The organism is Aeoliella straminimaris (assembly GCF_024054565.1).
GTDB lineage: Bacteria > Planctomycetota > Planctomycetia > Pirellulales > Lacipirellulaceae > Aeoliella > Aeoliella straminimaris.
Genome location: NZ_JAMXLR010000092.1, coordinates 471,569 through 488,506, shown reverse-complemented (window position 1 = coordinate 488,506; position 16,938 = coordinate 471,569). Strand labels below are relative to the sequence as shown.

The 16,938-nt window shown below is 60.5% G+C and carries 10 protein-coding genes; 5 read left to right on the top strand and 5 right to left on the bottom strand.

Annotation, left to right across the window (positions count from 1 at the left end):
• Positions 1-128: 128 nt before the first annotated feature.
• Positions 129-596, bottom strand: a complete 468-nt coding sequence (locus NG895_RS27690) for a hypothetical protein (protein ID WP_252855813.1) — start codon at positions 594-596, stop codon at positions 129-131.
• Between the two features lie 65 nt (positions 597-661).
• Positions 662-1,255 (bottom strand): hypothetical protein, encoded by a 594-nt coding sequence (locus tag NG895_RS27685; protein WP_252855812.1) that lies wholly within the window; start codon positions 1,253-1,255, stop codon positions 662-664.
• A 244-nt stretch (positions 1,256-1,499) separates the two neighbouring features.
• Between NG895_RS27685 and NG895_RS27680 the strand changes: the two genes are divergently transcribed.
• From NG895_RS27680 to NG895_RS27665, 4 genes are all read left to right on the top strand, one after another.
• Positions 1,500-4,085, top strand: a complete 2,586-nt coding sequence (locus tag NG895_RS27680) for a PSD1 and planctomycete cytochrome C domain-containing protein (protein WP_252855811.1) — start codon at positions 1,500-1,502, stop codon at positions 4,083-4,085.
• A 404-nt stretch (positions 4,086-4,489) separates the two neighbouring features.
• Positions 4,490-5,905 carry a DUF1501 domain-containing protein gene (locus tag NG895_RS27675; protein WP_425267266.1) on the top strand — a complete coding sequence of 472 codons (1,416 nt, stop codon included), beginning with the start codon at positions 4,490-4,492 and terminating at the stop codon, positions 5,903-5,905.
• 307 nt (positions 5,906-6,212) lie between these two features.
• Entirely contained in the window at positions 6,213-9,035 is a 2,823-nt protein-coding gene (locus NG895_RS27670) for a TlpA disulfide reductase family protein (RefSeq protein WP_252855810.1), read from the top strand.
• A 156-nt stretch (positions 9,036-9,191) separates the two neighbouring features.
• Complete coding sequence (locus NG895_RS27665) at positions 9,192-10,358, top strand: hypothetical protein (protein WP_252855809.1); 1,167 nt, start codon at positions 9,192-9,194, stop codon at positions 10,356-10,358.
• A gap of 36 nt (positions 10,359-10,394) precedes the next feature.
• On the opposite strand, the gene NG895_RS27660 is transcribed toward NG895_RS27665, so the two are convergent.
• Together NG895_RS27660 and eno are read right to left on the bottom strand one after the other, a co-directional pair.
• The gene (locus tag NG895_RS27660; RefSeq protein WP_252855808.1) at positions 10,395-10,880 is read right to left on the bottom strand and encodes a hypothetical protein; all 486 of its coding nucleotides are present in this window, start codon (positions 10,878-10,880) and stop codon (positions 10,395-10,397) included.
• A 133-nt stretch (positions 10,881-11,013) separates the two neighbouring features.
• Positions 11,014-12,294 carry a phosphopyruvate hydratase gene (gene eno, locus NG895_RS27655; RefSeq protein ID WP_252855807.1) on the bottom strand — a complete coding sequence of 427 codons (1,281 nt, stop codon included), beginning with the start codon at positions 12,292-12,294 and terminating at the stop codon, positions 11,014-11,016.
• 264 nt (positions 12,295-12,558) lie between these two features.
• On the opposite strand from eno, the gene NG895_RS27650 reads away from it, so the two are divergent.
• A complete protein-coding gene (locus NG895_RS27650) occupies positions 12,559-14,112 on the top strand; it encodes an alpha-L-arabinofuranosidase C-terminal domain-containing protein (RefSeq protein ID WP_252855806.1) in 1,554 nt (517 codons plus the stop codon).
• A gap of 680 nt (positions 14,113-14,792) precedes the next feature.
• Here NG895_RS27650 and NG895_RS27645 read toward each other — a convergent pair.
• Complete coding sequence (locus tag NG895_RS27645; RefSeq protein WP_252855805.1) at positions 14,793-16,883, bottom strand: elongation factor G; 2,091 nt, start codon at positions 16,881-16,883, stop codon at positions 14,793-14,795.
• Positions 16,884-16,938: the final 55 nt, after the last annotated feature.

Genomic DNA, 16,938 nt, shown 5'->3' with positions numbered 1-16,938 from the left:
AGGGACCTCAAAGTATAGAGGGTTTGGGACGGTTCTTCCAGCGGCACTGGCGGGCAGGCGCCCAGGGCAAACTGGCGGAAATTCTGCGGGGAAACACGCCATAGGCTGGCACGTCGCCGACCTGCGTGTCAGTCCGACTCGGCGGGAAGCTCCAACGGGCCGCTCCGTTTCCAAGCACGGTAGGCGAGTCCCAGGACGACCGCATCGGCCAAGATCATCACCCCCACCACGACGGGGATGCCGAACCAGCGGTAACACGCGGCGAGGATTGCCACGCACGTGACCGCCATCAGCACGTGGCGGAAACCAAACTGCGCTCGCTCGCGGATCATCGTAACGATGGTGGAGTAGACATTGATCGCGGATCCTAGCGCAAAGAAGATCGCAAACGCTGGACGTTCGAAGTGCGCATACATCAACGCCATCGCCGCGAACATGATGGTACCGGCAAGGTGGTAATACCACGTCACCGAGATCAGTGTACCGGCCAGTCGTTGGGAAGTCTTCTTGAAACGCAGCCATAACAAGAGGCTAAGCACAAGCCCCGCCAATAAGCCACCCACCACACAGCTTCCGAGTAGAGTCCAGTCGTTCATTGTGATAGCGTCTAAGGAGTTGGCCGCATGGATTCTAACCACGGATTAGCACGGATATCTCGAGACTATGGCTTTGCATTCCTAAACCACCTGGAGTTCAGCAACGCTTTCGCCATGTTGCGAATCTTCTTGCCGGTCCCATGTTCTTGCAGCCAATCAAGTTGTTCCCGCTCGACGGTGGGATGCTCCACGATGTCGCGTTCGAGTGTCCCATCGGCCAGGTGTTTCACATCGTCAAACACCGCAGGCACACCCTCCATCTCCATCCGCCGGCAAGCGACGTAGCGGTTGTAAATCTTCTCTGAGGACTTGCGGAACATACCCTCGTATCGAGTCCGTAGCGAAAGCAACTGCTCAAGGGGCAGCCAACGAATCATTTCGAACAGACGATTCTCCGTGAGGTCGACGTCATCCGCGTTGTCGTGCAAGCTCAACAACTCATGTACCTCCTCGTCCGTAAACTCCTCACGGTTCCTGACGAAATACACGAAGGCGCCGTGCCGGTAGTGCTCGCCGTTGTGGTCGTCGGACTCTTGGTAGACCTTCCACTGCTTCTCTAACAATTGCTCGTTAATCACTCCGGCCGCCATCCAGGCGTCGGTGTAGCCGATCTTGCGGGCGAAGGCTTCTAGCTCGTCAAGGAGTTCGGATAAGTGCATGTGTGGATTTCAACGCGAACTACCCAGTTTCACACGCATGGCACATGGCCGAATATCCTCCACTGTCTGGCGACAGTAGCTACGCTGCGCGAAAGTGACTGTTTCGTACACTCTCCTGCGCAAATCCTATTTTGCATTCCCGTTACCCAACCGTTAAGATAACGCGCACCTATGGCGGCCGCTTGTCCGCCTCCTACCTGGCTTCCCTCCCGCCAAAAGTGTTCCTTTCTCACAACATAGTGCGATGAATCGTCCCCAGAAGCTTGTGGCTGTGGCGATGGCTCTTGTTCCGCTGCTGGTACAACCAGCCACCGCGGAGGAAGGCGTCGACTTCTTTGAACAGCACATCCGGCCGGTGCTCGCTGACTCGTGCTACGGTTGCCATTCGCAGGCCGATAGCACTACCGAGGGTGAACTGGCGCTCGACAATCGCGCGAGCGTCCTCCGTGGAGGTCGCGGTGGTGCGATCATTGTGCCGGGCAAGCCCGATGCCAGTCGACTGCTGAAGGCTATCGAACACAGCGACGCCGCATTGCAGATGCCGCCGGGTGAGAAGCTGCCGGACGAAGTGATCGCCGCGTTCCGAGAGTGGATCGCCATGGGCGCGCCCGACCCTCGCGACGGCGCGGCGCCCGAGCTCGACACCATCGCCAGCCGGGCGGCTGATCACTGGGCGTTTCAAAAGCCCGTGCGTCCTGAGGTCCCGGAAGACTCCACCGGCTGGAGCCGCAATGACGTGGACCGGTTGATTGTCGACAAGCTATCGGAAGCAGGTCTAGCGCCTTCGCCGCAGGCATCGAAGCGAACGCTGATCGAGCGGTTGTACTTCGACCTGGTGGGACTCGCACCGACACAGGAACAGATTGAGCACTTCGTTGCCGATAGTGACCCTGAGGCGTACTCCAAGCTGGTCGATCGGTTGCTTGCCTCGCCCCAGTTCGGCGAACGCTGGGCGCGGCATTGGCTCGACCTTGCCCGGTTTGCCGACACCAAGGGGTACGTGTTCACCGAGGATCGCAACTTCCCCCATGCGTACAAGTATCGCGACTGGGTAATCAACGCCCTGAACGACGACATGCCGATTAATCGGTTCATGATGTACCAACTGGCGGCCGACCTGATGGGCGACTCGCCCGACGATCAGCAGCACCTGGCGGCCCAGGGCTACGTGACGCTCGGCCGGCGGTTTGTGAACAACCGGCCCGACATTGCCGCCGACCGCATCGACGTGGTGTTTCGCGGCATGATGGGCCTATCGGTGGCATGCGCACGGTGCCACGATCACAAATACGATCCTGTGAGCGACGAAGACTACTACGCCCTGTATGGCATCCTGGAGAGTTCGCGTGAGGAGCAGGACGACACCTATCCCCTGCGGTTGGTGGACAAGGACAAGCCGGAAAACGTGGGCGTGTTCATTCGCGGCGCCACGCATAACCGCGGACCGATTGTCGAGCGTGGCTTCCCAGAGTTCTTTAGCAGCTTCGCTCCCGAGGTCGAGGCGGGCAGCGGACGTCTGGAACTCGCCGAGGCAATCGTGCACCCCGAAAACCCGCTCACCGCCCGCGTGTTCGTGAATCGCGTGTGGGGTCACTTGTTCGGCGAGCAACTTGTCAGTACGCCCAGCGACTTTGGACTCCGGTGCGATGCTCCCCGGCAGCAACAGGTGCTCGATCTGCTGGCCGTCGACCTGCAGTCCAGCGGTTGGTCGCTCAAACAGTTGGTGCGACAGCTTGTCATGTCCAGCACTTACCAGCAGTCGAGCAATCCCAGCGACGAACTGCTGGCAGCGGATGCTGAAAACGCCTTATGGGGCCGGGCGAATCGACGCCGGCTCGATTTCGAGTCGCTTCGCGATCGGTTGCTCAAAGTGGCCGGCCAGCTCGACACCCGCGTGGGTGGCGAGTCGGAGAACATTGTGGCCGGCAATGGCGGCTCGCGGCGAACACTCTACGCCCACATCGACCGACAGAACCTGCCGAATGTGTTCCGCACGTTCGACTTCGCCAGCCCCGATGCCCACTCCCCGGAGCGGGCCCATACGCTGGTGCCGCAGCAGGCGCTGTTCCTGATGAATGGCGCACTTGCCGAACGGGTGGCTACGGCGCTCAGCAGTTCGACCGCCGGCGCCGCTTCGGACCGCCAGCGGGTGGAGCAGTTGTATCAGCGCATTCTGGCTCGCCAGCCGACCGAGGGCGAATTGGAACTGGCGCGGCAGTTTATCGCTCGTCAGATGCCCGAGACCTTGCCCCCCGACGAATGGAGCTACGGCTTTGGCCGCATCGACGCGGGCTACGTGCAATTCGAGCCACTGCCGCACTTCATGGAGAACCGCTGGCAGGCCAAAGGCAACTTCCCCGCCGATCAGCAGTTTGGCTACGTGTCGGTCAGCCCCACCGGTGGCCACCCCGGGCAGTCACCCGAGATGAGTTCCATCCGTCGCTGGACCGCCCCGCGCGAAGGCACGTTGGTGATCGAAGGCGAGCTGCACCGCCCTGAACAGCAGGGCGATGGCGTGGATGGCCTGATTGTTTCGTCGCACCAAGGCATCGTCGGCCAGTGGACCGTCGAGCACGGCACCCAGTCCACACCGGTGCGACTGGAAACCGTCGCCCCCGGCGAACACATCGACTTTGTCGTGGCCTGCCGCCAGAACGACGCTTATGACAGTTATCAGTGGCGCGCTACGGTTACGCTCGAGACCACGGGCGACCGCCAGACCTGGCACACCGAACAGGGCTTCCACGGCCCCGCCGCCGAGCCGCTCGACCTGTGGTCGCAACTGGCCCAAGTGCTGTTGATGTCGAACGAATTTTTGTACGTGGACTAGTAGGTTTTGAACAGAAGGACGAAGAAGGAACGGAGAAACCAAAGCCGCGAGTCAGGTTAAGTGAAGAAGTTTTAGCCACGGATGAACACGGATAAACACGGATTAGAGTGAGCGTTACGTCGCAGACAACTACCCCGAAGTGGTTTCGTCATCGTAGCCCAGGGTTGCGTGCGGGCGAGTAACACGAGCCCAAACGCTACCCTGGGTGAAGAATGGTGAATAAGTAGCGGTCGAGAAAGAAGCTCGCCACCAGCCGGCGTGTGACCGAGACCGCAAACGTCCGAGATTCGCCCTGTTGAAAACCCGCAGCCACAGAACCCAAGAATTGAATCCACACCGTTCCGCGTAACCTTTGGTTGCAATTCGGATCAGCAAAAAGCTTGTCACGATTGAGAGTCTAGATCATGCCCCATCGAATGCCTCCTACCGTTTCGCGCCGCGAGTTCTTCGCCAAAGCCGGCATGGGCATGGGCGCGCTCATGGCGGGTGGTCTGCTGGCCGAATCGGCCAGCGGCGCTACCGATCCATTCGCGGTCCGTACGCCGCACTTCCCGGGTAAGGCGAAGCATGTCATTCACCTGTTCATGAACGGCGGTCCATCGCACGTCGATACGTTCGATCCCAAACCGATCCTCGACCGCTACGCCGGCAAGCCCCTGCCCTACGACAACCCCGGCACCGAGCGACCCACTGGCGGCGCGCTCCCCTCGCCCTTCAAATTCCGCAAGTATGGGCAGAGCGGCATCGAGGTTAGCGATCTGTTTCCGCACGTTGCCGAGTGCATCGACGACATTTGCGTGGTCCGCTCGATGCACGCCGATGTGCCAAACCACGAGCCCTCGCTGCTGTTAATGAACTGTGGCGATGGGCGGCTGATTCGGCCGAGCGTTGGCTCCTGGGTTACCTATGGCCTGGGAAGCATGAATAAGAATCTACCGGCGTTTGTGTCGCTGTGCCCTGGCTATCCGATTCAAGAATCGCAGAACTGGCAATCCGGCTTCCTGCCGGGCGTGTACCAGGCCACGTACGTGAACACCCGGCACCAACAGGTCGAAGACCTGATTGACAACATCAAGAACAACCGCGTCGCTCGCCGCGACCAGCGAAGCCAGTTGGATCTGCTGGCAGCGCTCAATGACCAACACGCCGACCAGCGGCTGGGTGATCCGCAACTCGAGCAGCAGATGCAGTCGTACGAGTTGGCCTACCGCATGCAGATCGAAGCGACCGACGCGTTCGACGTGTCCCGCGAGCCGCAGCACATCCTCGACATGTATGGCGAAGGATTGCAGGCGCGACAGATGCTCGTAGCCCGGCGACTGGTCGAGCGAGGGGTACGTTTTGTCCAAGTCTGGCACGGCGACGGCCAGCCCTGGGACCACCACGACGACATTGCAGTGGGCCATGCCCGACTGGCCCAAGAGAGCGACCAGGCCATCGGCGCGCTGCTGACCGACCTCAAACAGCGCGGGCTGCTGGACGAAACACTCATCCTATGGGGTGGCGAGTTCGGCCGCACCCCGGTGGTGGAACTGCCCAAAGAAGGCTCGAACCAGGGCAAGATGAACGGCCGCGACCACAACCACCACGGGTTTAGCGTGTGGATGGCGGGGGGCGGTATCCAAGGTGGCCAGGTGTATGGCGCCACCGACGAATTCGGCTTCCGCGCGGCAGAAAAACCAATGCACGTGCACGACCTGCACGCCACGATGCTGCACTGCCTGGGCTTCGACCACGAACAGCTCACTTACCGCTACGCGGGCCGCGACTTCCGCCTGACCGACGTGCACGGCAACGTGGTACACGATCTGCTGGCTTAGAGCTTTCTTGTCGGGCCTGGAAGAAATTGGTCGCGGATCGGCGCGGATTGAAACGGATGCGCGCGGATTCTGAGTGTTGTCGCGCCACACCGATCTCACTTATAGCAGTGGTCTTGCACCAGGCCGTGGAAACACACTTTTGCAGCAGTCCGATCCGCGCACATCTGCTCGAATCCGCGCCGATCCGCGACTGATTCTAAGTGCCCGACCGAGAGAATCGCTTTTCTTGCCACCGCTAGCGAAAGGCCATAGAATCGATTTGCAGTCGTTGGCCATACACTCTTTACAGGAACTGAGGGAGGCAGAAATGCTGTCAGCGCGTGTTGCCGGTGTGGTGGTGTTGGCTACGACTTGTTTAGCCACCGTGAGTCACGCCGCTGAGGGAGGACGCGAAGCGAAAGTAGTCCGCAACGTCGAAACGGCCATCGGTCGTGGCGGCTTCGGGGAAATCTATCGAGTTCACGTGGTTGGCGTGGCCGTCGACCAGCAGGGCAACCCGGTGGCCGGCGCGCGAGTGTTTGCCATCGACACGCCCGACGTTGGCAGTGTCGACCACGACCCCAAGCCCATCGAGACCACCTCGGGCGATGACGGTCACTTTGAGCTGGAGCTCGAAGTGCTCGCCGGGCGCGATCCTTCCGCGCCGGAAACGCGACCGACGGAAGGCGAATTCTGCGTGTACGGCGTGGCCGACGGATTCGGCTTCACTTGGACTCCGGAGATCAAATTCATCGGGCAGCGAGTGGAAGAGGCCAACGGCGGCGAGCAACACCATTACTACATCGACCGCAGCTTTCCGCTCACACTCGAGTTCAGCCCGCCGGCCGTGTTCGAAGGACTGATAACCGACGACCGAGGTGAACCGCTCGCCAATGCGTTGGTGCAAGTGGGATTCATCCAAGAACCTCCCCGACGCGAAGGACGAGGGACTTGGCGATGCAGTTACTCGACCGATTTGGGTAATCGCAACGTGCCGTCCGTCGGCTTTGCGGCGATTCGCTTTTTGCCCGCCGATCTACGCGAAGCACGCACCGACGAGCAGGGCCGTTTTTCGCTGCCCCATTTGCGTGAGAGCACCGACTACTTGACGCTCATCGATCCAGGGCCCCGGTTCGGGACCAAGACCTTCACGATGTATACCGCCGGACGGCCCGAGGCCCGCGACGTCCGCAACACCATCTTCTCCGGCGATGGCATGTACATCGGTGTGTTCCAGCGCCCGCGTGATGTCGAGATTCACGTGGCACAAGGCACTGGGCAACCGGTCGAAGGCGCGAGAGTGCTGGCCCATGGGCGGCAGTCCATCTTCGTCGGTGCCGACGCCGTGACCGATCAGAGTGGCGTCGCCAGGCTCCAATTGCACCCCGACGAGTATCGACTGATCCTCGAACCACCGCCGGGTGCGCTGCTGTCGCCGACGGAAGTCAGCCTCACGGTAAGTGAGGAGCCGACCACCGAGCAGCAGTATCGCCTGCCGGAGGCTTCCAAAGTGCTCGTGCGGGCGGTTGACGTGGAAGATGGTTCGCCAGTGGCGGGTGTCCACTTCCGTTACCAGACTGAGTCGATGCAGGAGCCCCATTATCTCTCCTCCCAACAGGCGGTTTGCGACTATCGCGGGACCAATGCCGAAGGCGAATTCGAGGCGATCCTGCCCGTCGGAGAAGTGCGTATTCTCACCGAAGCGAATCCGCGGTTCCTCACACCACAGACCACCGAATCCGAGCCGCTGACTCTGGTTGCTGGAGAGACCTCGGAGGTCGAGTTTCGCTTCGAACGCACCGGGTCCCTCGCGATCCCTGTCGAGCAAACCAACTTGCCGGAAAAGATGGCCATGGAAATAACAAAGCAGCGGCAACTCCTCAGCCAGGCCACCGGGGTCGCGGTTGCGCGTCAAAACTTGGGATCGTGCGACCTTCCGTTAGGCACACTGCGGGAGTCGCTCGATGCTGTAGCGGTGGAGACGGTGCCAGACATTCGGGCGCTGTACAAGAAATGGACGGGTAACGAGTTGAGATTCGCCGAAAAGCGGGTGACGTTTGATGGCATTCGCTGCAAGAGCGAAAGGCTTCCACAAGCCAAAAACGACGATCCTCCTGGCAACGACTACACGCTATATAACGGCAGCGAAGGAGCATACCACGACGCCAGCAACCGTCAATTAACCGTCCAACCGCGCACGCAGTTTCACTTCCACGTTGATAGTTTGCGCGATTTTGTGACTATCATGCCTGCTCGCTTGCCTCAGGAAGGAGAGGTTGTGGGCAATGAATTCTTGTTCCTCACTGGAAATGATAGGGAGAGCGTGGAGATCGTGGCCGATGCCACTTCGGGATTTCTTCACCGGCTTTGCACTACGCGATCAGGTGGAAGTGGCCAATGCATCTGGCAGTTTGGCGCCAAGGAGTGCGAGAATGGATTCCGCTTGCCTGAACTTCGCATCGAAGCCCGCTTGCGCGAAGGCAAGGTCTATTTGCTGGATATAAGCGAGGTCACCAGTGTTGATTTTGTCGACCAGCTGCCCGCCGATGCGTTTGCGGCGGCGGCCCCGGCAGACACCTTGATCGTCGACTACCACGGAGTAACCGGCGACGGCCCTGGCAGACCAGCGACAAGTCGCCTGACCGGCCCGGTGAGCGACGCCTGCAGTTACGTGCTACGCCATCCTTCCCTGAGTCGGTCGATCGAATCCAAACTCCGCTACGGTGAACCGGCGCCAGCCATTGCGGCGGCCGAATGGCTCACCGCTGCCGGCCCGGCCAATGCCATCGACACCGATGGCAAGATCGTCATGCTGGAATTCTGGGCCACCTGGTGCGGCCCCTGCGTCGCGCAGATCGAAGAAATGAACGAAGTTGCCGACGAGTTTGCCGACGAGCCCGTGGTAGTGGTCGGCCTGCACACCGCGGGCTCGGAAGTGAAGGACCTGGTGGAGTTTGCCAAAGGCCGGGGGATCAATTATCCCCTGGCCATCGACAAGCCCGCCGCCGATGGCGGCTTCGGCGCAACAGCTGCCGCCTACGGCGTGCGGGGCATCCCGCAAACCGCGGTGATCGACCACGACGGAACACTCGTGTACCTCGGCTCGCTACCCGAAGCGGTGGAGCGGGTGCGGGAGATGGTGAAGGATTGAAGCTGCGGTAGCTGTCGTGGAAGATCCGATGGGTCCTTATCATGACCCTCGGTCTGTAAAAGGAGTGGTTCCGTTAAGCTGTTTGGCAAGTCCGAGTGCCATCTCACAGTCTAGCGGTGGACTAGCGAGATCTACAACTCAACAGAAGGTCTCGGTATGAGTGAGTATCAATATATCGAGTTTCGCGCGGTGGACCGACCGCTGACCGACAAGGAGTTGGCTTACGCCCGCAAACAGTCGACCAGGGCGGAAATCACGCGATGGTCGTTTACCAATGAGTACAACTACGGTGACTTTCACGGTGATACGAAAGGCCTGCTGCGACATGGGTACGACGTCCATCTGCATTACGCTAACTTTGGATGTCGCACAGCGGCCTTCCGGTTGCCCGATGGCCTTCCTTTTGCCAAGGTCACTTGGTCCAAGTATGTTGGCACGGGCGAACTGACCTGGACCCCCGACCGCAGCGGCTGTGGAGGCATCCTCACGCTAGCGCCCTACTACGAATCAGGTTCTCTCGAGGAACTGTGGGACCTGGACGAGCACATGGATTCGATGGTCCGATTGCGAGAGAGGCTATTGGACGCCGATCTTCGCGCACTCTACTTGATGTGGCTGGCAGCGGCGCTGGATGAGCGGTTGGATCTACTGGAGTCCAGCGAACCGCCCGTCCCAGCAGGGCTGGCCGATTGGGTGGAATCGTTCAACCTGTGCTGCAGTTTCTGGGGGATTGATCCACCCACCCTGGCTGCTGCCGCGGAGGGAACGACCGACACACCCGCGAACTCGTCAGAGGAGGAGCAGATCGAAGAATGGACCACAAGTCTCCAATTCAAGGAAGCGAAGCACTTGCTCAAGCAGTTCCTGACGGAGGACGCTGCCCGTCTCAAAGCGAGGACTCTCGCCGCGATTCGCCGCAAGGCAACCAAGCCGGTGTGGCCCACATTCTCGCTGAGGCGGTCGCCACGAGAACTGCTGGAACGATCATCGCAACTTCGGGAGGTCGAACGGGATCAGCAAAGTCGCCGCAAAGCAGCAGCCGAAAAACGAGAGGCCAAGAAACTGCAACGGCAACGGCTAGCGCGCCTGCGGGAGATGTCAGAAAACCCTCGCAAATGGCTGCCGAAGATCGACCACCTCGTAGCTGCACGCGGAACAGTCAACTACGAACTGGCGGCCGACCTGCTTGCCGACCTCCGCGAGGCCCTAGGTGAGGAAGCTGGGGAAAATTTGGTACGTACCCACGCCGCTCATCTGGTCCGCCAGTATCCCACCCTCAACCGACTAAAGAAATCACTGCGTCTACGAAACCTATGGGGATAGATTCGAACTACTCCTGTCAGTGCGCTCCGACACCAGCTATTGGCCGCTTGCGGTAGCACTCGCTCCGCCCATTTGGGCGATGACCTGCCACGCCCCAAGCCCCAATCCCGCGAAGGCCAGCACGTAGCCAATGCCCAGTGTGGCGTCGCCGCCGAGCATGGCCACCAGGCCGACCGCGAAGAACAATCCCACCACGCCCAGCGCGACCAGCAGCGCAACCGGGGGCACCTTGGTGACTTGAGCAGCGTTGAGCGCTGCCAGGGCCAGAGCACCGGCACCGGCGACCGCGAGCAGCCAGATGGGAATCTTCACGCCCAGGGTGACATAGCCATTGAGGCCCGTCACATCAATACTCATCGCTGGCGTTGGCATCGTCATCTGGAAGCCGCCATCGCCAAACGGCCCACCGTTGAAGTTCAATTGAGCATTATTGATGGTCGCCCAGGTGGTGGGCAGCGAACACAGCAGCAGAACCGCGGCAATGGCGCATAGCACCACTTGATTCTTATTAGCAGCGCGCATCGATAGATCCTCCCCGCTGGAATAGGTGAACACTCAGGATTGTGCGTCCTAACATTCACTTATTCGCCGGGGAGGAACAAATCTTGGCGTTTCCAGCCGTTGTGCAACGGCTGCAGCGAATGCCTGCCGCCAGTTACAGCTTGGCCGCGAACTTGGGTCCGCCATACACGGCGGCCGAGCCGAGCATCTCTTCGATGCGGAGCAGCTGGTTGTACTTCGCCATCCGGTCGCTGCGACTGGCCGAGCCGGTCTTGATCTGACCGGTGGCACAGGCCACGGCCAGGTCGGCGATGGTGCTGTCCTCGGTCTCGCCACTGCGGTGCGAAGCGATGCTGGTGTAGCTGTTGTCGTGGGCCAGGTTGATAGCATCAATGGTTTCGGTGAGGGTACCGATCTGGTTGACCTTGATCAAGATCGAATTGCCGATGCCCTCGTCGATGCCGCGTTGCAGCCGCTCGACGTTGGTGACGAACAAGTCGTCGCCCACCAACTGGCACTTGCTGCCGATCTTGTCGGACAGCAGTTTCCAGCCAGCCCAGTCGTCTTCGCTGCAGCCGTCTTCGATGCTGCAGATGGGGAACTTCTCGACCCAACCAGCCAGCAAGTCCACCATGCCGGCGGGATCGAGTTCTTTGCCGTCGATCTTGTAGATGTTCTTGTCGGCGTCGAAGAACTCGGTGGCGGCACAGTCCATAGCGAACCACACCTGCTCACCCGGCTTGTAGCCAGCCTTTTCGATGGCGGTAAGGATCACGTCGAACGCTTCGGCGTTGGCCTTGAGGTCCGGCGCGAAACCACCTTCGTCGCCCACCGAGGTGTTGAGGCCCTTGTCGCTAAGCACCTTCTTCAGGTTGTGGAAGATCTCGGTACCACAGCGGAGTGCTTCGCTGAAGCTATCGAAGCCAAGCGGCATGACCATAAACTCTTGGATATCGACCGAATTGTCGGCGTGCTCACCACCGTTGAGGATGTTCATCATCGGGGCCGGCAGCAACCGGGCATTCGAACCACCCAGGTAGCGGTACAGTGGCAGGCCACAAAATTTGGCGGCCGCATGAGCCGTAGCGAGCGAAACACCGAGAATGGCGTTAGCGCCCAGGTTCTTCTTGTTGGGCGAGCCATCGAGTTCGATCATCATCTGGTCGATGCCAACCTGGTCGAGCGCGTCCATGCCTTCCAGCTCGTCGGCGATCTTTTCGTTCACGTTGGTAACGGCCGTCTGCACGCCCTTACCCATGAAGAAGCCCTTGTCGCCGTCGCGAAGTTCCCATGCCTCGTGCACACCGGTGCTGGCGCCACTGGGCACTGCGGCGGTGCCAACCGAACCGTCGGCCAACGTGACATCGACCTCCACGGTGGGATTGCCGCGGCTGTCGAGAATCTGACGTGCATGAATGTCGATGATAGAAGACATAAGAGGGCCTCGTTAGAAAGAAGTTTTATGCAAATTTCCGGCGGTCAGGCGGCCGGCGGCTGCCTGCGTAGGACCGGAAGCAAGAATTACCTTGACGTCGCCATTTTAAGGCACCCTGCCCCGCTGTCGAGGGCGGGCGGACTCCCCTCGCTGCTCCCGGTGTGACCCTACTGTCCGATTCCGCACGCTGCGGGTGTGGGTTCTGTTAAGATGGGCGAAAGCTCTCTTCCCTCGCCCCTATGCGGACAAAGGACCACAGGCGTGATGCAGCACAAAATTTCGCGACGCAAGGCTCTGCAGACCCTCACCTCGGCTGCGGCCGTAGCGGCGGGCGGCCGCTTGGCGGTCGGCCAAACGCCTAATAGCCAAGCAGCGAACCTGGTGGTGGATCCGACGCCCACGTACGAGCTGTCGCCCCATTTGTACATGCAGTTCATGGAACCACTGGGCGCGACCGACGGATCGGTCGAGGCCGCCTGGGACCATGACCAGATGCAGTGGCGGGCCGACGTTGTGGAGACCACCCGTGAACTGAACCCTTCGCTGATGCGATGGGGAGGTATCTACACCGATTACTACCGCTGGCGCGAAGGCGTGGGGCCGCGGGACCAGCGTCCGCCAATGCACAACCTGCTGTGGGGTGGCATCGAGTCGAACCAGGTGGGCACGGGCGAATTTGTCGACTTCTGCCAACAGGTCGGCGCCGAGGCCCTGATGTGCGTGAACTTCGAGTCGGACGGCCGCGAGCGATACAAGGATTTCCGGGGGAACATTCGCACCGCCGGGGCCCAGGAGGCGGCCGAGTGGGTGGCCTACTGCAACGAACCGGGCCACACCGAGCGTGCGGCCCATGGCTCGCCCGATCCGTACAACATCAAGCTGTGGCAGATTGGCAACGAGACTTCCTACGACCGCCAGGGGTTCGACCTTGATACCACGGCGCGAAAGACCGTGGAGTTCGGCCAGGCAATGCGCGAGCGTGATCCAGAGATACGGCTCATCGGCTGGGGCGACAGCGGTTGGGCACCGCGAATGGCCGAGATAGCCGGCGAACATCTCGACTACCTGGCGTTTCACCACATGTTCAACCCCGACGATCGCCAGCACCCTGTGCTCGAGCGATTCGAGTACCGCAAAGATCCCGCGCGAACCTGGCATCAACTGATGAACGCCTGGAAGCCGCACGACGCGAAGATTCGCCAGGTACGTGACTCGCTCGGTGGCATCGACATCCCGCTGGCGATGACCGAGTGCCATTTCGACATCCCGGGCCGCGACCGCTGCGATATTTCCAGTACCTGGGCGGCGGGCGTGTCGTACGCGCGGATCCTCAACAACCATCAGCGACATGGCGACGTGCTGAAGATCGCCACCGCGGCCGACTTCTGCGGCACCCGTTGGCAGGTGAACGCCGTGATGATTCCGGTGCCCGCGTTCAAAGGCAAGGCGTTCATGATGCCGGTCGCCCGGGTGATGAGCCTGTACCGCAAGCATAGCGGCACTCATGCAACGCACGTCACCAAGACTCCGGACGGGCTCGACATCGTTTCGAGCGTCTCGGGCGGCAAGCTTTACCTGCACGTGGCGAACACCGAGCGAACCAAGAACATTCGCGCCACCCTCGCCATCTCGGGGCACCAGATCACAGGCGGCGTGGTACACGAGATCGTCACCGAGCCGATGAACGAAATCACCCGCTACAACCCAGACGACATCGCGCCGAGAGAGCGTAAGCTGGAAGGCTCGCTCAGCGAGTGGACCTTCCCCGCGGCGAGCGTCTCGGCGATGGTTTTGGATTTCGAGGCAGTGAGTTCTTGACAGGAATTAGTCCAGCCACGGATGAACACCAAAGGACACCAATTGCCCAACTGACTACCCCGCCTAATCGCATAGATATACACGAACAGAAGTAAACAGAGAGAACAGAGAACGAATGAATCCTCCCCTCTGTTTTCTCTGCGGCCTCCTGTTCTAAACAAGCGGATAGGGCCGCCGAGGTGCGATTCAGGTCTCGGAACGGCGATTGAGCTTTACCATCTCGAACATCCGTGTTTACCGGTGTTCATCCGTGGCTAGATTCTCAGGGTTTTGCCCAAATGGTCAGAATGCTAGCCTTCCGGAAAAACGAGGACGAGTGCGATGAACCCGACGAGCGGTACCCCTCCGATCAACCACAATGCGCCCGCGACTCGCCATTTACGGAGGTAACAGAGGATTCCGGCCAACAGCCAACTCAATCCACAAACAGTCGCAAGCCCTCCCCCGGTCAAGAGAAGCAGAAAATCTCGCGACCAAGGACCTTGCTCGACGTATTCGTAGTGAGCTCCGATGGCTAGCATAGCGATTCCGTAGATCGCAATAAGCGCGCCTGTGCAAACGCTCAAGACCGCCGGAATAATTCGCCATCGCAAGGGCCCCTCGTTGGGACCCCACATTAGCGATTCCGGGCTACGGTAAGGATTCTCGCGCAATGCAAATCAATCTCATGGAGCTGCCGCTCACTCCTCGTCCGCTTTCACCTTGGCGTTGGCGAGGATCTCCGCTTGCACGTTGCCCGGCACGGCTTCGTAGTTGGCGAACTCCATGGTGTAGCTGCCTTGGCCGCCGGTCATGCTGCTGAGCGTGCGGGCATAGGTCGTTACCTCGCCCAGCGGGCATTTGGCTTCGACGGTCGTCATACCGCCGCCGGCCGAGTCCATGCCGACCATCTGGCCGCGGCGGCCTGCCAGGTCGCTGGAGACGTCGCCCACATTGTCGGCCGGCACGGTGATATGCATCATCACCATCGGTTCGAGCAGCACCGGCTTGGCCTTCTGGAATACTTCGGCAAACGCCTTGGCGGCCGCCATTTTGAAGGCCGTTTCGTTCGAGTCGACCGGGTGGTCCTTACCGAAGTGCACCTCGACGCAGACGTTCTGCACCTTGCAGCCGGCAATCACGCCGTTGGTGATGCGCTCGAGAAAGCCCTTCTCAATGGCGGGCATGAAGTTGCCGGGAATCGCTCCGCCCACGACCGTGTCGACCCACAGGAAGTTGGCGCCCTCGTGGTAGTGCACGTTCTTCAACTGCGGGAAGCGGGCCTTGGTGGCGTACTCGTCGATGTCGGTCCCCTCGGGCAGAGGGTACATGCGGATGTGCACCTCGGCAAACTGCCCTGCCCCGCCGCTCTGCTTTTTGTGGCGGTACATTCCCTCGGCGTCTTGCAGGATCGTCTCGCGATAGGGAATTTTGGGGTCGTGCGTTTCGATCTCCACGTGGTCGCGCCGCTTGAGCCGCTCTTGGATGAGCTGCAGGTGCAACTCGCTCATGCCGGTCAGCACGGTTTCGTGCGTCTCTTCGTCGTGCTCGACGTGAATCGTGGGATCTTCTTCGGCCAGCTTGTGCAGCGACGAGGAGAGCTTTGTCTCGTCGCCACGGCTCTTCGGCGAGACCGCCAGGCCGACCATCGGCAGCGGGAACTTGATCGAAGGCAACTGCACTTCGCCCAGCGAAACGCCCGTGTGCAAGGTTTCGTTCTTGGCGATGGCGACGATCTCGCCGGGGCCAGCCGAGTCGACCGGCTCGGTCTTCTCGCCCTGCACTTTGAGCAACTGGCCGACCTTCATGCCCTTCCGTTCGCCGGGCGTCTCGACGGTGTCGTCCTTCTTCAAGGTGCCGGAGATCACGCGAATGAAGCTCAGCTTCTGCACGAACGGGTCGATGCGGGTGCGGAACACCTGGGCTGCCAGCGGTGCCGAAGGATCAGGCTTCAGTGTCACGGTGTCGCCATCTTTCTTGGCGGTCCGCTCGATGTCGGCCGGCGACAGGGTAACCGTGGTCAACAGGTCCAACAGTTCAGTGGTGCCGATGTCGTTCTTGGCCGACACGCAGACGACCGGCGTAAGCGTTCCGGCGGCGATGCCTTTTTTGGCCAACTCCATCAGTTGAGCGGTGCTGGGCACTTCGCCTTCGAAGTACTTCTCCATGACCGCGTCGTCGGTTTCGATGATGGTCTCGACTGCCTTTTCGTGCAGTTCGGCGACGTCCATCACGGCGCCGCTGGTGTCGGAGGGTGGATCAATGGTGCTGGCCACGCCCTTCAGATCGTCGCCGGCACCCAGTGGCACGTTGAACAGCACGCACTGGGGACCAAATACTTCGCCGATGGTCTCGGTCAATCCGGGCAGGTCAACACTGTGGTCGTCGACCTTGGTGATGCAGAGGATACGTCCCAGGCCGCGATCGCCAGCTTCTTTCCATACCCGGCGGGTGTTCACTTTGATGCCGGCGTGGCCATCGATAGCGATCAGGGCGTTGTCCACGCCGCGCAGCGCGCCGATAGTCTGGCCAATCAAGTCGGGATAGCCCGGCGTGTCGATGAGGGTGAATTCTTTGCCGTTGTGTTCGCAGTGAGTGATGGCTGCTTCGATGGAGTGCTTATGATGCTTTTCTTCTTCGTCGAAGTCGCAGATGCTCGTGCCAGCCTCGACGTTGGGGTTGCCCTGCACGGCGCCCGTCTTCACCAGCAGGTGATCGACCAGCGAGGTTTTCCCCGCCGATCCGTGGCCGCAAACGGCGATGTTCCTCAGGTCATCGACTTGCTTAGACATCTATCGCTCCATTCGTTGAGAAGAGATCAACCTTCCACGCAGGGAGGTTGGTCCT

Bases quoted from the DNA above. Each gene is read 5' to 3' on its own strand.
- NG895_RS27670 (WP_252855810.1), top strand. From the start codon at position 6,213: ATGCTGTCAGCGCGTGTTGCCGGTGTGGTGGTGTTGGCTACGACTTGT.
- NG895_RS27645 (WP_252855805.1), bottom strand. From the start codon at position 16,883: ATGTCTAAGCAAGTCGATGACCTGAGGAACATCGCCGTTTGCGGCCAC.
- NG895_RS27685 (WP_252855812.1), bottom strand. From the start codon at position 1,255: ATGCACTTATCCGAACTCCTTGACGAGCTAGAAGCCTTCGCCCGCAAG.
- NG895_RS27680 (WP_252855811.1), top strand. From the start codon at position 1,500: ATGAATCGTCCCCAGAAGCTTGTGGCTGTGGCGATGGCTCTTGTTCCG.
- eno (WP_252855807.1), bottom strand. From the start codon at position 12,294: ATGTCTTCTATCATCGACATTCATGCACGTCAGATTCTCGACAGCCGC.
- NG895_RS27660 (WP_252855808.1), bottom strand. From the start codon at position 10,880: ATGCGCGCTGCTAATAAGAATCAAGTGGTGCTATGCGCCATTGCCGCG.
- NG895_RS27690 (WP_252855813.1), bottom strand. From the start codon at position 596: ATGAACGACTGGACTCTACTCGGAAGCTGTGTGGTGGGTGGCTTATTG.
- NG895_RS27650 (WP_252855806.1), top strand. From the start codon at position 12,559: ATGCAGCACAAAATTTCGCGACGCAAGGCTCTGCAGACCCTCACCTCG.
- NG895_RS27675 (WP_425267266.1), top strand. From the start codon at position 4,490: ATGCCCCATCGAATGCCTCCTACCGTTTCGCGCCGCGAGTTCTTCGCC.
- NG895_RS27665 (WP_252855809.1), top strand. From the start codon at position 9,192: ATGAGTGAGTATCAATATATCGAGTTTCGCGCGGTGGACCGACCGCTG.